The organism is Lacrimispora xylanisolvens, assembly GCF_002934545.1.
GTDB lineage: Bacteria > Bacillota > Clostridia > Lachnospirales > Lachnospiraceae > Lacrimispora > Lacrimispora xylanisolvens.
In genome coordinates this window covers 162650-178697 of record NZ_PTJA01000009.1, presented here as the reverse complement: position 1 = coordinate 178697, position 16048 = coordinate 162650, and the positions used below count along the sequence as shown (strand labels likewise).

Genomic DNA, 16048 nt, shown 5'->3' with positions numbered 1-16048 from the left:
GTTCGCCCCTGCTTTAAGTCTTTAAATATTCTGTTTATTGTCTTTTTTCTTTTATTGATATATATAAATCTACGCCCCCAATGTGATCATCTTTTTCTGAAAAACCAAGATGTTCTTCCAGATACTGACTTCCTCCCCACAAATATTTGCTTTCTCCAATCCATAAAACAAACCGCTTCCAGGCAGCAATAATGTTACTGCCAATATCACCTGTATCATCACGTTTCACAGACATAACAGCATACTTACCGCCGCTTAGAATCCGGCGTTTTACTTCGTCGTATGTGCCCTTAATAAAATCTGCAGGAACATCATTCAGTCTCAAAAACTGCTCATCTGATATGGTTACACAGACTTCATAACCGTAAATCTCTTGAGAATCATCTACGTTGGACGGATCTGGATGATTGTATCCAAAGATTCGATAGGACATATCGTGGAAGTATACATCATTTTCATTCGCCCACTTTTTCATTGTCTCAAATGCATGATGTTCGGGATCTTTCCCGTAATAAGTAAAGCATGCAACTTTCATATCTTCCAGTTCTTTGATTACCTTAATATCCGGATATTTTTCTTCTAACTCTTTATTCCCTGTCTCAAAATATTTCTCCATAATATTTAACCTCACAAATTCATTGATGCCATGTTGTGAAGAAACAGATTTTACCTTGGAGGGCAATATACCAAATTGTTTTTTAAATGCTCTGGTAAAGCTGTCAGCAGAATTGTATTCATACTTAATAGCGACTGAAAGAACCCCTTCCTCTGTCTGCAATAAGTCGTAATATGCGGCTGTCAGTCTGCGCATACGAATATATTCTTTGGCATTGTAGCCAACCACTGACAGGAACATGCGGTAAAATCCTGAAATACTCATGCATGCTTCCTTTGCACATAATTCTATGGTAATCGCCTGATCTAAATGATCTTCTATGAAGTCAATTGCCTTTTGGATCCTTTGGTAATAATTCATGTCTGTTTACTCCTGTTCCTATAACTTGCAAGTCATATTTGTATTATAGCTTATGGATAAAAACATTACCCGACTTTTTTTCCAAACAATGGTTCTTACAAAAATCTCTTAGAAAAGCTTATTGTTACTATAAGGTTTTTGAAATATAATTGAATTCATGGAGGGGAGGTAAATCATGCAGCTGACAATCGGACAGATGGCAAAACTAAACAATGTTACAGAACAGACACTTCGGCTATATGATAAAATGGGGCTTTTGGTTCCTGTGAGCCGGGATGATGAAAACGGTTATCGATTTTATGATATTAAGCAAAGTGCCCAGCTTGATATGATCCAATATATGAAATCGCTGGGGATGCAGCTGAAAGATATTAAGGAACAGCTTGATAACCTGTACATTCCAAACATTAAAAATATTCTGAGACAGAAACAGCGCCAGATCGAGGAAGAAACTGAAAAACTTAAATATCAGAAAAGGGCGGTGGAACGTACCATCGAGAGCCTGGAGCGATACGAAAGTGCTCCTAAGGATGGGACCATTCTTTTAGAATATATCGGAAGCAGAACCATGTATTTTATTGATTCCAAAGTAAACATCTACGATTATGATATTGATACCTATGAGAAGATATTGCGGGAATTTAAAGAAAGTCTTATTGCGGTTCATCTGCCTCAAATCTATTTCTGTAATGCTGGTACAATTTTAAGGCAGGAAAATCTGATTCAGAGCCGGTTTATTTCAACCGAGGTATTTGTCTTTGTGGATCATGATGTTTTAGCAGAGGAACTCACTACAAAAATCCCGGCTAATAATTACCTTTGTATTTACTGCGATTCCTTTCAGAAAGAGAAAGAGTATGCAATGCGCCTCTTAGATCAGATTGAAACAAAAGGCTATCAGATAAATGGTGATTATTTATGTGAAGTCATTACAGAACTACCCATTATAAGCCATAAGGAGAGGGGGATGTATTTGCGGCTGCAGATCCCCATAAAATTTTGTTAATAAAGTGTCAATTAGCCATTGACATTATAGTAATAATAACCTCTATACTTTTGATATGGGATTCGTATTATCCTAAAAAATCATAGGAAAGAGGTTATCATTATGTATCATGAAAAAGTTCGTGTTGTTCAGTATGGCTGTGGAAAAATGTCAAAGTACATCCTGCGGTATTTGTATGAAAAGGGTGCAGAAATTGTTGGCGCAATTGATGTAAATCCAGATGTTGTGGGCATGGATGCAGGCGATTGGGCAGGGCTGGGTGTTAAGCTTGGTGTACCCATTCGCAGCGATGCAGATGCAGTGCTGGATGAATGTGATGCTGATATTGCAGTGGTTACATTATTCAGTTTCATGAAAGATGTCTACCCATATTTTGAGAAATGTGTAAAACGCGGCATAAATGTAATCACTACCTGTGAAGAAGCAATTTATCCTTGGACCACATCGGCTGCCCTTACCAACAAATTAGACAAACTAGCCAAAGAACACAACTGTACAGTAGTCGGTGCCGGTATGCAGGATATTTACTGGATTAATATGATTGGCTGCGTGGCTGGCGGCGTACATAATATTGAGCGGATTGAAGGAGCTGTAAGCTACAATGTAGAAGATTACGGACTTGCACTTGCAAAAGCTCATGGAGCAGGACTTACACCGGAAGAATTTGAAGCCCAGATTGCACATCCGGAAACGTTGGAGCCAAGCTATGTATGGAACTCCAATGAAGCTCTCTGTTCCAAGATGGGCTGGACCATTAAGTCACAATCACAGAAATGTGTACCTTATTTTTATGACACCGACTTATATTCCCAAACATTAGGAAAAACCATTCCTAAGGGGAATTGTATCGGTATGAGTGCGGTAGTTACAACAGAAACCTTTCAGGGACCTGTCATCGAAACACAATGCATTGGCAAAGTGTATGGTCCGGAAGACGGGGACATGTGTGACTGGAAGATAAAAGGAGAACCGGATACCACATTTTATGTATCCAAACCCGCCACTGTTGAACATACCTGCGCCACGATTGTAAATCGCATTCCCAGTGTTTTAAATGCCCCATCCGGGTACGTTACCGTTGATAAATTAGATGAGCTAGAATATCTTTCTTACCCTATACAGCTTTATGTGAAATAGGATTCAAACCTCCTGTTTGTTTGCTCAAAGTATAGCAGACAGGAGGTTTTTGTACATTTATTGACACCTTATAGATCAATGCTGAAAAGATTGCGTAACTTTGTCTCATTTTCTGTGCTTACCAGGAAATCATCCTGCATTTTCCCCCTGTTAAAATGAAGGACGCGGGTGCAGGTCCGGCATATAAACTCGTAATCATGAGTGACTACAAAAACAATTTTACCCAGGGCTGCAAGCGTTAGGATAAGTCCCCCCACCTGAGCCATGCTGTCATAGTCCAATCCGCTGGTGGGTTCGTCAAAAATCAGCAGTTCCTTGCCGCTAATCAAACTGACTGCGGCGGCGACACGCTGTTTTTGCCCTCCGGACAGGGTGTTTGGATGCCGCTTACGAAAAGAGAGCAATCCCAACTCCTCCATCGTCTGTTTCGTAAGCTCTCGGTCGGGGTTTTTGATACCGAAGGTGCATTCAGCCTCCACACTTTCCGCAAACAGCTGATAATTCACATCCTGCATCACCAGATAGGACAGCCTCAAACGTTTTTTGTGGTTCATAGGCTCATCATTCCATAGGAAGGATCCGCTGCACTCTTTATGCAGACCGCACAGCGCACGGGAGAACGTAGTCTTTCCCGCACCGTTGTATCCTGCCACGCCGATCACCTCGCCCTGCCTGGCCTTCAGACTGATATGTTCCAGTATTATTCTTTTTTTGTGGAAGAGCGAAATGTCTTTCAACTCCAGCGTCAGGCCGCTTTGGAGTGCAGCAGGACACTCCGGTGACTCCTCCCGCAAATCAATGGCACGTAACCCCATTTTCCTGCGTTCTGACCCACTCAGCTTACAAAATTCCCTGGGTGTATAAGATCCAGCTATTTCACCCTGCTCCAGATAGACGATCCGATCCGCAACCTCCATTAAGTAATATAAGCGATGCTCCGCGATCAGGATGGTTTTACCCTGGGATTTAATCAGCCGTACATAATCTCCAAGCGCACGGATGGATGCCATATCCAGATTAGAGGATGGCTCGTCCAGCAGATAGACATCCGGGTTCATGGCGTACACAGAGGCAAAGGCGATTTTCTGCTTTTCTCCGCCGGACAGCTGGAAAATATTGCGGTTTTGCAATCCTTCGATTCCAAGTTCCTTTGACGTCAATTTAACCCGGCGGGAGAGTTCTATCGGAGGCAGGGCTTTGTTTTCGATGCCGAAGGCAATCTCACTGTCGGTATCCACATTAAAGAACTGTGTGCGGGGATTCTGGAATACGGAGCCTACCCGACCGGCAATCTGATACATGGGTATCTCCGCAATCGGCTTGCCATCCAGTAGAACCTCGCCTTCCAGTGTTCCTGGATAAAAATTGGGGATCAGGCCATTTATCAGACGAGTAACCGTGGTTTTTCCACATCCGCTTCTTCCGCACAACAGCACGCATTCCCCATTAGGAATACGAAGGCTGATACTCCGCAGCCCTCCGTCTGTTTGTCCTGAATAGGAAAATGACACATTTCTTAGTTCCAACATTTACCCTGCCTCCTTCAGATACATTCCAGCCAGGAAGAAAGCGGCAAAGCAAAGTGTTGTAAACGCGTCCCCAGCGCCTAATCGGATCTGAATCAGGCAGGTTCGTGGATTCGGATTTTCAATCCCCCGTGTGACAGCGGCGACGGAAAGTTCATCCGCTGCCTTGGATGCTGCCATCATCAGCGGAACGTAGACGCAGTCAATGGTGATACCGGGATTTGTGATAAATCCCTGAAAGGAAGGAGACACATCCCTCATCCGCATGGCGTCTTTGATATAGCGCCAATCTTCCCCAATCGTGGGAATATACCGCAGCATGACCGCCAAAGGAATAATCAGTTTTTTAGGCGCATGGATGTGATTCATGGCAGATAGGAATTCGCTGACCTTCGTTGTGGAAATGACAATGCCGGACAGCATTCCACATGGGAACACTTTGTGAAAGAGACCCAGGAATGCAACAAACATATTCCTTAAAGTTCCGGTCATGCTGTTCATTGCCCAGACAGTAAAAAGATAAACCATTGCATAGAAAACGATGCCCTTCAGCGCATATTTCCATTTCCCGCAAAGTATTCCCAGGATTCCGATGCCTGCAACAAGCAAAAATTCATATTGGAGGGAGGGAGCAGCCATGGCGGAAAGGACGCAAAGCAGGAGGAGTAAAATTTTAGTTCGGGGATCAAGCCAGAGAGGGAGGATTTGATTTTGACCCATCATACAGTAATCCCCGCTTTTTCAAATTGTTTTCTCAGCATATTTCCGCCGACCCACGCACTGAATGCGGCGACAAAAAGCGTTCCGACAATCATAACGATCGGGAGCCAGGAGGGTGAGGCTGTGTGCATGGCGTCGATATAGGACTGCTCTGTGCCGTTTTTGAGCATGGCACCAGCCCACCCTTCGGGATCTATGAAGAATATGAGATAGGTGAATATCCCACCGAGAGATATTAGCATATAGGATAGCATATTGAGCTTTTTGCATTTATAATGCCCGAAACCGGCTGTCATGTCGGCAATAATACCCATGCTGATGTAGCCGAGAGAAAAGGCCCAATGCATTCCCGTCACAAACCACACGATACCCATAATGACGCCGAGGATGGTGATGCTCCACCGTTTATGTACCTTGGCGACCAGAAGCAGATAAATCGGTCCGCATAAAAGCGCGCTGCCCATTGGCATATAAAATGTCAGGACGGGATTGACGGCAAAGAAAACGCCGCCAAACATGGTAAAAATAAAAAATATTGCGCTGAAAATACCTGTGGTTACAAGATCCTTTACTGTTAATCCATTACATTCCAGCTTTGGTTGGTTGTTCATCAGTTGATTTCCTCCCTGTTTTGTACCCGGATAGGTCGCCTTGACGGGATAATTCGGGCGTGCTATAATGTGGGTTAGTTTATTCTAACTACAATGCGGATTATAGCGGCAGAAATACTTACAGTCAATGGAACAGACTGACATTCGTCCGTTTTGAATATTATTCCGTCTGATCGTGATAAGGAGGTGGAGCCCCTTTGGAAGACATTATTAAGGATGTTTATTCGCCGATTCTGGCAAAGCACGGCTTTATACCCGAGCTGGGCATGGGCAACAGCCGTTTCGGGCCGACCGGATTATGCTGGAAACTGTCGTCAAGTATCGGGGAAGGATATTACTGGGTCTATGGGCAAAAGGATTTATTCGATATCAAAATCCATGACTTTTATTTCCATGAGGATTCATTTCTGGAATTTAATCTTCCGGAGTGCCTGAGCATTACCCAATACGAGTCAGTATCAGGAGAGGAGCTGACTCCTTATCGCAGACTTGCTGCTGGTAGTATTAAAAGCTTTATCGGCGGCTGTGAGACTTATAAGGTTTTAATACATAAAAAAATCCCCGTTCGTTCCATCGGTATTGAAATTATGCCCGCTTACTATGAGGATCATCTGAAAAAATGCTATCCGGGAGAGAATACCAATCCCCACGATGCATTTCTTTCCCTGGACGAGACAACTGATTTTCCAGAAATGGTCAGGCTGCTATCTCAGGTAAAAACTTATCGGGGTGATGGTTTTACCTCCAAATTGTTTTATGAAGCCAAGGTTGCCGAGGCGGTGGCACTGATGCTTGAGCGGCGAAAAAAGAACCTGATGAGATCTGATTCAAGGCTCCCCTATGGGGATGCACAACAGATGGAAACGGTAACGGCTTATATCAATGATCATTTCGCTCTTGAGCTTCCCCTGGAGACCCTGTCTAAAATCGCCTGCATGGGAACAACAAAATTCAAGATCTGCTTTAAGCTTTATCATGATTGTACGGTCACAGAATATATACAGCAGCGGCGAATAAGTCATGCGGAGCAACTGCTGTCTGACACAGACCTGTCCATCGGGCAGGTCGCACAGACTGTTGGCTATTCCAATGCAGGAAGGTTTGCCCAGCTGTTCCATAAAAAAACAGGTCTGTTGCCAGGGGAGTTCAGAAAAAGATTTTTAGAACAAGGATAAAAAATCAGGAGTATTTTCAATTTAAAGAAGATACTCCTGATTTTTATTTCCTCATTATTCTTATTATTTCTTTTTGAGAACAGATCAGTTATGATAGTGATACAGGAGGAATCAGCCATGGAACGAAAATTAAAGTCGTCAATTGTGACAGTACAGAAACTGCATCAGGCGATGATTCGACTATTGAAAAATCAGGAGTATGAAAAAATTTCAGTGGCAGGAATAGCAAAAGAAGCAGATTTAAACCGGACCACTTTTTATCTGTTCTATAGTTCTAAGGAAGAATTGATATATGATATCTGCGATACTTTTTTAGATGAATATATTGAAATTTTTATGGATTGGTTAGATAAAAATGGAAAAGAGGAGGAAGTAAAGGGGTATCAGAAAGCGTTCGAAAACTTAAGTAAACATGAGAAAGTGATAAAAGCATTATGGAATATCCAGGAGGAGAAGTTTAATCCTTATAAAATTATGGAGAAATCTGTTGCTAAGACAGTTTATCATTTTTTGGAAAAAGAGAATATTCAAATGAAAAATGGTGGTCAGACAGACTTTTTTGCAGATTTATACGCAGCAAATGTAATGGCAACAGTAAAATGGTGGATCTATAATTATCAGGATTTCACGATTAGTTACGTATATGGAGTAATCAAAGACTGCCAGGAGAAAGGTTTGCTTTCTTTACTTGAAAATAAGAAATCTTAAAGGTCGACACATTTTGTGATTCTGTCTTTTGGGTTGTGTTTATGATTGTTAAAATAATAATAATCAATACCAAAGGAGGATATTACAGATGGGAAACAGAGTTTGCGACGTATTAGGAATTGAAAAACCGGTCATTCAGGGACCAATGGCATGGATTTCAACAGCGCCACTTGTTGCGGCTGTATCGAATGCAGGAGGACTTGGAGTATTAGGTGTCGGATTTGCGCCAGATGAGTTTTTAATTTCACAGGTTGAGGAAACAAAGAAACTGACAAATAAACCATTTGGAATTAATACAGTTATGATTCCTGAAAATCTGGATCGTCTGACCGGACATATAAAAAATCTGCAGCCAGCTGTAGTTTATGCAGATACATTACTTGGACTGGATGTAGATCTCTGTAAGAAATATTTTCCACAATGGCATGAAGCTGGATGCAAGATTATTGTAAAGGCTTCTGATATAGCGGATGCTGTGAATGCAGAAGAGGGTGGAGCCGATCTTGTAATCGTAAAAGGCTGGGAAGGCGGCGGTCACACGACTGTTGAAGCAACAACTGTACTTGTTCCTCAGGCAGCGGATAAACTTTCTATTCCGGTTGTCGCTTCTGGTGGTATTGCTGATGGCCGTGGGATGGCAGCAGCAATTGCTCTTGGTGCAGAGGGAATTGAGATGGGAACTGTTTTTATGGCATCAAAGGAGACAACCGTACATCCTAATGTAAAAAGAAGTGTGATAGAAGCTGGAGATATGTCAACAGTAATTACGGGATATTCAACCGGTGAACCTTGCAGACAGTTTAAAAATGCACTTTCTGATGAAATGGAGAAGATCGAGGCTGAGAATACAAAAGTCGCAGCGGCAGAAATACTTCGCCCCGTTGCTGAAAGTTCTCTTAAGAGAGCAATGGCAGAGGGGGATATGGAACATGGAGCAGTTATGGCTGGACAAATTGCACCACTTATCAAAGAAGAAAGAGCAGTTATAGATATTATCGATGATACAATCGCAGGTGCAAAGGCTTGTTTTGCTGCGATCACAAAGTTTGAATTTCAATAATCCGAAAAACTGTAAGTCAGTATCCCTCTTAATTGTCAAGAATGACAAATTTTGTTGTTGACGTTTATTTATGTTTGTGCTATATTATGAATTACAAAACATTAAATAAATATCAGGCATGTGACTGGTAATGCAGGCAGGACTTGAATAAACTAATTTTATATTAGTTTATTTGAGTCCTTTTTTTATACTGGCCAAATAAAAAGTCTGCGCACATTATTTACCGAGAGGAGATATCCGTATGAGTTATAAAGAAGCAGCAGCAAAGATATTAAAAGCAGTGGGTGGAGATGCAAATGTTGAACATTTAGAGCACTGTTCAACCAGATTAAGATTTTCCCTGATTGATAACGGGAAAGTAAATGTGAAAGAACTTGAAAGTATCCCTGGAGTGATAGGGGTTAAGCAAAATGTACAATGTCAGGTAATTATTGGAAATGCTGTCATTGAGATATATGACGAAGTTAAAAAGCTCATTTCCGATAAAGGTGTAAATAACAATGGTAAGAAAGAAAAGAGAAAAATAGGGGATATAGCTTTAGAATTTATTATAAGTGTATTTCAGCCTTTAATTCCGGCAATAGCTGGAGGTGGTATTTTAAAGTCACTTCTGATGCTCTTTAATATGCTGGGTATTTTGTCTAATGCTACATCAACTTATAAAATTTTAAATTTTGTGGGTGATGCGCCATTATACTTCCTGCCGCTTTTGGTTGCAATTACAACCGCTAATAAAATGAAGGTGAATCCATTAGTGGCGGTATCTGCTGTTGCAGCGCTGTTAACACCTAATTTGGGCAAGATGATTGGAGAAGGAGCTCTTCTCTTCAACATTTCAGTGCAAAATATTAATTATGCGTATCAGGTTTTTCCAGCAATATTAAGTGTATTACTGTACTCACAGTTAGAAAAGTTCTTTAATAAGATCAGTCCAAAGGTTATTCGCAGTTTCTTTGTTCCAATGATGTCTTTGCTTATCACGGTACCAGTGACATTACTGTTTCTTGGGCCGATCGGTTATAATTTTGGTCAGGGATTTGCAAGTGTAATTTTATTTGTTTTTGCAAAATTTGGATGGATCGCAGTAGCCATTCTGGCAGCATTTTTACCATTTATGGTTGTTACGGGTATGCATAAGGCGATGATTCCTTACGTTATTACTTCGCTCGGTCAGTCAGGAAAAGAGTTAATCTATAATGCTGCATCCTTAGCACATAATATTTCTGAAGCTGGTGCATGTTTCGCTGTAAGCATTCGTACAAAAGATAAAGGTTTAAAATCAACTTCAATCTCAGCAGGTATATCCGCATTATTTGGAATTACAGAACCAGCATTATATGGTATTACAATCCAGCACAAACGAGTGCTTTATGGTGTAATGATCGGTGCATTTGCAGGAGGATCTTATTTAGGAATTAAGGCAGTAGAAGCATATGTTGCGGTAGGACCTGGACTCGCAAGTTTATCTATGTTTATTTCAGAAACATTGCCAAAAAACTTATTTCATGCAATAATTGGATTAGTGATATCATTCGTGGTTTCCTTTATCGCAGTTACATTTCTATGGAAAGAAGAAGTGCATGGTGAGGAAAAAAAGGCAGATAATAAAGAAGATAATAAAGAAGAGAAGCTTGTTGCACCGTTAGAAGGAAAATTGATCCCTTTAAGCGAAGTGAGTGACGACGTGTTTTCTAACAAATTAATGGGAGATGGTTTCGCAGTAATCCCTTCAAAAGGAGAATTATATGCACCAATCGATGGCACAATCGAAATGGTCTTTGAAACAAAGCATTCACTGGCTATGAAATCAAAGGATGGCACAGAGATTCTGTTTCATATAGGACTTGAGACAGTAAATTTAAAAGGCAAATACTTCGATCCCAAAGTTACTGTTGGAACAAGTGTAAAGCAAGGCGATTTACTAATGAATTTCGATTTGGATAATATCGTGAAAGAGGGATTTAATCCTGTAACGGTAGTAATTATTACCAACCGGCCGGATGCAAAGATGGAACATGCAGACAGTAGAACGATAAGTAAGAAGGATCGTGTCTTAACAATTAATCAGATGGGAGCTAATGTATAAATGTCATTTAGAAAAGATTTTTTATGGGGTGGAGCGATCTCAGCAAATCAGGTTGAAGGGGCCTTTGATGTTTGTGGAAAGGGCATGTCTGTAGCTGATGTAGCAAGCTACAAACCAAATTTAAATGTAGAAGATTATGCCGGCCATAACAAGGTCACTTCGAAGATGATTGAAGATGCGATAGCGGATAAAACTACAAAATTTTATCCAAAAAGAAGAGGTATTGATTTTTATCATTATTATAAAGATGACATTAAGCTGTTTGCTGAAATGGGATTTAAAGCTTTAAGAATTTCCATTGCCTGGACCAGAATTTTTCCAACTGGGGAGGAAAGCGAACCAAACAAATTAGGCGTTGATTATTATCTGAGTTTATTTAAAGAACTTAAGAAATATAATATTGAGCCAATTGTGACATTGTCCCATTATGAAATGCCATTGCATCTGAGTTTAAAATACAATGGTTGGGTTGAGCGTAAAGTGATTGACTGTTTTGTTAATTTCGCAAAAGTCTGTTTTGAGTCATTTGGAGATTATGCAAAGTACTGGCTGACCTTTAATGAGATAGACAGCGTCGGAAGACATCCATTTATAACTGCCGGAATAATAAAAGATAGATGTCCCGAGGGGAACCTTGACGAAGCCGTCTATCAAGCCCTGCATCATCAATACGTTGCAGCTGCTTTAGCAACAAAAGAATGCAGAAGAATCATAAAAGACAGTAAAATGGGGTGCATGCTGACGAAGTTAACAACCTATCCCAATACTTGCAATCCAGAGGATGTACTGCTCTCTTTAAATAGCAATTTGAATAACCATGTTCATGCAGATGTTCAGATATTCGGAGAATATCCCGGATTATACAAAACGTTACTGAAGAACAACGGGATCATAATTAAAATGGAAGAAAATGATGAAGAAATATTAAAGGAGAATACGGCCGATTATTTATCTTTCAGCTATTATATGTCCAGAACAGAATCAGCGGATACAACGAAAGAAAAGGCATCAGGCAATACAATCATGGGTGTAAAAAATCCTTATCTGCCATCTACGGAGTGGGGGTGGCAGATCGATCCGGTAGGACTTCGAATATCACTGATTGAATTGTATGACAGATACAGAATTCCGTTGATGATAGTAGAAAACGGAATGGGGGCGAAAGATGTGATCGAAGCGGATGGGACAATTCATGATCCCTATCGAATCCAATATTTTAAAGATCACATCAGAGAAATGAAGAAAGCAGTGGAGATGGGAGTTGATTTAATCGGTTATACCAGCTGGGCACCGATCGACTGCATCAGTGTTTCTACTTCACAGATGAGCAAGAGATATGGGTTTATATATGTTGATCAGGATGATGAAGGAAATGGTACATTAAAAAGATTAAAAAAAGATTCCTTTTTCTGGTATAAGAACGTTATTAAAACAAATGGAGAGATTCTGGATTAAATAAATACAAGGGGAGTGTTTATGAAGATAAAAAGAGTTTTAAACTCCAGTGTTGTTTTAGCAGTTGATGAGAATAAAAAGGAATATGTCTGTTTCGGAAAAGGGATAGGATATGGGAAAAAGTTTGGAGATACGGTTGAAAAAGAGACTGTTGACCAGATCTTTATGCCTGTAGAAAACATTCAGATAAATGAATATCTGAAATTATTAGATGATATACCACCGATCTATTTGGATATAACTCAAAAGATAGTATCAAAAGCTGAAAAAGAGCTGGGCTCTAAACTTAATATGAGTATATACTTTACCTTGAGTGATCATTTGAATTTTGCGGTGGAAAGAGCAAAGAAGGATATTAATATCACCAATCGGGTTTACTGGGAAATAAAAAACTACTACCCGGAAGAATTCAAAATTGGTAAATATGCTTTAAATCTATTAAATGAATTAATGGACAGCAAGCTTGCGGAAGAAGAGGCTGCTAATATTGCTTTCCATATAATAAACGCTCAATCCCAAAGCAATGACTCAAAAGACAGTATGAAATATGCTAAGATGATCGGTGGCATTGTTAATCTGGTGAGGTATTCCATTGGCAGTCACTTAAAGATGGAAGGCATTCACTATCAGCGCTTTATTACACATGTAAAATTTTTTACAGAAAGGTTTTTTAATAATCAAATGCTAAGTGATGAAAATGATGCTATGTATGAACAGATAGCAACTTTATATCCAGAATCAATGGAAATCGCTTATAAAATTAAGAATTATATAATAAAGGTGTACGGTGGAGATATTTCAAAAGATGAATTAACTTATTTGGCTGTTCATATCAATAGGTTGCAGGCTTATAATGAAATAAACACTTAATTCTAAATATACCTGATGTAAAAAAGACGAGTATTGGCAATCATCGATGTACAGCTGATTGCCAATACTCGTTTTTATATTGAATCAGTTAGAAAAAGTGTTCCTTTTCATATTAATCATATAGTTATCATCCAGATATTCTTTAGCCAGTTTACAATAGTCGCTTTTCAATTAAAGTTATGATAGAATATTTATGCAATGATTGGATTCCTATGGATTTGGGGGCGTTAAGGAAGAATTTATGGATCATAGAAGAGCTGTAAAAACAGAAAAAAGTAAATTTCAAAAAGAACTGGAGAAAATGGTATCAACAAGAATTGTCGTTATCATTCTTATTGGCTGTTTGTTTTTTTCGGTTGCTATCATTATAATTAATACCTTGAGTCAGGAAGTGAATAGTGAGAGACATCTGGAGGAAATCAGCACGAATTTTTTCGATGTATATCATTCAACTTTGAATTTCTTAGAAGAGAAAGAAAATATGCAGAGCTTCCTGGATTGTATTAAAAAAGAGAGAAACCCAAGAGATATTAATTATTTAATCAGCAAATATAATGTAGAGGCAAAGGTAGGTATTAATTTAATCCTGATTAATCAGGAAGATCAAGTAGTTATGACGAACTTTTCCGCAGAAGAAATGAATCTTCACAGGAGGGAGTTTAATCGGATTGCAGCTAATAATGCAAGAGAAAATGGAACCGGTATATATACCACAGTTTATTTTTTCAGAGCTGACGCATCAGAATATCTGATGATGCTGCCCATATACGATCAGGAAACCTACTGCGGTACAGTGGCAGCGTACTTAAAAAATACAGATTGGAATAATTGTCTTTCACAGGGGCAGTATGATACGATTATTACCAATGAAAGGAGCGATATTATCTATTGCTCCAACAACAGTCTGATCGGAAAAAACACTGCAAATAAATACATTGGAGCGGATGGCAGTAAGTATGTAACAATAAACGGAAATCGTTATTTCAGAAGAAGCAAAAATCAGGAGAATGAGAGCATTTGTATCTATTCTTTTATTTATTTACCTCAAAATTCCGCCTATCTGTTAATTGGTGTTATTACAATTCTTGGATTAGGTGCTGTCTGGACCATTATGTTCTTTCATATGCTGGGTGTGATGTCAAAGAAAACCTCGGAATCGGTTGAACTTTTAGTCAAAGAGATCCGTATTATCCGAACACAAGATACCAATCATGAGATTACACTTCATACTGGGGATGAGTTTGAAGAGATTGCAGAGCAAATTAATAAGATGGTAAAGAGTATTAATGAATTGAATCATAAAAATGTTGAATTAATACAGATAAACGGACAGATGGAGATGCAGAATCTTCAAGAGAGAATGAATCCTCATTTTATATATAACACACTGGATAATATTAAATATCTGATTGTGTCGGACCCAATCAAAGCAGAGAACATGATTGAACGTTTTACGCATATTTTAAGATACAGTATCAACAATACGAAAAAGAAGGTACTTCTTCAGGAAGACAAGGTTTATATTGAGGATTATCTGTATATCCAAAAGATTCGTTTTGGAAAACGGTTTGACTATACAATTGAGATTGAAAAGGAATGTGAACAGTTCTTTATTCCCAAACTTCTCCTGCAGCCACTATTGGAAAATTCCATTAAATATGGGTTCCAGAAGAAAACAGACATACATATTAAGATAGGCGGCTATATGCAGAAGGAATATCTCTATCTGGTGGTAGAAGACGATGGTGCGGGACAGCCAAAAGCGACGATTGAGATGTTAAAAAGCATCACAAACAGAGAGAAAGTAGATACAAAACATAATGGCTTACAGAATATTAACCGAAGAATTTCACTGGAGTATGGAAAAGAAAGCGGAATGACAATTGAGAGTCAAGAAAATGAATTTTTCCGGGTAGTATTAAAATTGTGGATGGGAGAAAATTGTGTATAGTGTGTTGCTAGTGGAAGATGAGGACATTATAAGAAAAGGAATTCGTGCTTCCGTTCCATGGGAGAGCTGTGACAGCTTTGTTGTTGGAGAAGCTTCCAATGGAATAGAAGGAAAAAAACTGATCGAAGAGTTAAAACCGGATATTGTTATCACGGATATCAATATGCCGGTCATGGATGGGCTGCAGATGATTGCCAATACAAAGAGTGTGTTTGATTACGTTGCAATCATTCTTACCGGATATTCAGATTTTGAGTATGCCATGGAGGCAATTCGGAATGGTGTATCTACTTACGTTTTAAAACCCTTAAATATGGAGGAAATGAAGGAAGCTTTAGAGCAGGCAGTTTTAGAATCTAAAAATATACACTATCTACGGGAGCGCAATGAAAAAACAAAAGAACTGGAGAGCATTTCTCTGATAGAAGAAAAGACAAGTCTGGATCCGGTCATACAGCAGATTCTACAATACATAGCAGAACATTATCAGGAAAAAATTGTATTATCAGACTTAGAAGAGGTATTGCATTACTCAGAACGATACATTAACCAGAAATTTCGAAAAGCGTTAGGAACAACCGTGATCGAATACCTGAACCGGTTCCGGATACAGAAAGCACTGGCAATGCTAAAAAACAAGAATACTGTCATATCAGAGGTGGGGTTCCTCTGTGGAATTGGTGACTACAAATATTTCAACCACGTATTTAAAAAATATATCGGGTGCTCTGCCAAAGAATATCAGAACAGAGTGTTATAAAATACCG

14 protein-coding genes are annotated in these 16048 nt (G+C 39.4%); 10 read left to right on the top strand and 4 right to left on the bottom strand.

Annotated elements, in window-relative coordinates:
* Window positions 1-34 precede the first annotated feature (34 nt).
* Entirely contained in the window at window positions 35-976 is a 942-nt protein-coding gene (locus tag BXY41_RS17225) for an AraC family transcriptional regulator (RefSeq protein WP_104438101.1), read from the bottom strand.
* A gap of 172 nt (window positions 977-1148) precedes the next feature.
* Here BXY41_RS17225 and BXY41_RS17220 point away from each other — a divergent pair, with 172 nt between their 5' ends.
* Window positions 1149-1982: a MerR family transcriptional regulator gene (locus tag BXY41_RS17220; RefSeq protein ID WP_104438100.1), complete on the top strand. Its 834-nt coding sequence runs from the start codon at window positions 1149-1151 to the stop codon at window positions 1980-1982.
* A 99-nt stretch (window positions 1983-2081) separates the two neighbouring features.
* The gene (locus BXY41_RS17215; protein ID WP_104438099.1) at window positions 2082-3119 is read left to right on the top strand and encodes an NAD(P)H-dependent amine dehydrogenase family protein; all 1038 of its coding nucleotides are present in this window, start codon (window positions 2082-2084) and stop codon (window positions 3117-3119) included.
* Window positions 3120-3187: 68 nt separating this feature from the next.
* Here the strand turns inward: BXY41_RS17215 and BXY41_RS17210 are convergent, their stop codons facing one another.
* From BXY41_RS17210 to BXY41_RS17200, 3 genes are read right to left on the bottom strand one after another with little or no spacing between them, the layout of a single operon-like run.
* The gene (locus tag BXY41_RS17210; RefSeq protein ID WP_104438098.1) at window positions 3188-4648 is read right to left on the bottom strand and encodes an ABC transporter ATP-binding protein; all 1461 of its coding nucleotides are present in this window, start codon (window positions 4646-4648) and stop codon (window positions 3188-3190) included.
* Window positions 4649-5368: an energy-coupling factor transporter transmembrane component T gene (locus BXY41_RS17205; protein WP_104438097.1), complete on the bottom strand. Its 720-nt coding sequence runs from the start codon at window positions 5366-5368 to the stop codon at window positions 4649-4651.
* Window positions 5365-5976, bottom strand: coding sequence for an MptD family putative ECF transporter S component (locus tag BXY41_RS17200; protein ID WP_104438096.1), 612 nt, complete (start codon window positions 5974-5976; stop codon window positions 5365-5367). Before BXY41_RS17200 ends, BXY41_RS17205 begins: the two co-directional genes overlap by 4 nt.
* Window positions 5977-6173: 197 nt before the next feature.
* Here BXY41_RS17200 and BXY41_RS17195 point away from each other — a divergent pair, with 197 nt between their 5' ends.
* The 8 genes from BXY41_RS17195 (at window position 6174) to BXY41_RS17160 (ending at window position 16041) form a co-directional block, all read left to right on the top strand.
* Entirely contained in the window at window positions 6174-7151 is a 978-nt protein-coding gene (locus BXY41_RS17195) for an AraC family transcriptional regulator (protein WP_104438095.1), read from the top strand.
* 117 nt (window positions 7152-7268) lie between these two features.
* Entirely contained in the window at window positions 7269-7859 is a 591-nt protein-coding gene (locus BXY41_RS17190; protein ID WP_170072437.1) for a TetR/AcrR family transcriptional regulator, read from the top strand.
* 88 nt (window positions 7860-7947) lie between these two features.
* Window positions 7948-8919 (top strand): nitronate monooxygenase, encoded by a 972-nt coding sequence (locus tag BXY41_RS17185; protein ID WP_104438093.1) that lies wholly within the window; start codon window positions 7948-7950, stop codon window positions 8917-8919.
* Between the two features lie 241 nt (window positions 8920-9160).
* Window positions 9161-11005, top strand: a complete 1845-nt coding sequence (locus BXY41_RS17180) for a beta-glucoside-specific PTS transporter subunit IIABC (protein ID WP_104438092.1) — start codon at window positions 9161-9163, stop codon at window positions 11003-11005.
* Complete coding sequence (locus BXY41_RS17175) at window positions 11006-12460, top strand: glycoside hydrolase family 1 protein (RefSeq protein ID WP_104438091.1); 1455 nt, start codon at window positions 11006-11008, stop codon at window positions 12458-12460.
* A gap of 21 nt (window positions 12461-12481) precedes the next feature.
* Window positions 12482-13330, top strand: coding sequence for a PRD domain-containing protein (locus BXY41_RS17170; protein ID WP_104438090.1), 849 nt, complete (start codon window positions 12482-12484; stop codon window positions 13328-13330).
* A gap of 241 nt (window positions 13331-13571) precedes the next feature.
* Window positions 13572-15281, top strand: coding sequence for a sensor histidine kinase (locus BXY41_RS17165; RefSeq protein WP_104438089.1), 1710 nt, complete (start codon window positions 13572-13574; stop codon window positions 15279-15281).
* Complete coding sequence (locus BXY41_RS17160) at window positions 15274-16041, top strand: response regulator transcription factor (RefSeq protein WP_104438088.1); 768 nt, start codon at window positions 15274-15276, stop codon at window positions 16039-16041. The genes BXY41_RS17165 and BXY41_RS17160 overlap by 8 nt, the downstream gene beginning before the upstream one ends.
* Window positions 16042-16048 lie beyond the last annotated feature (7 nt).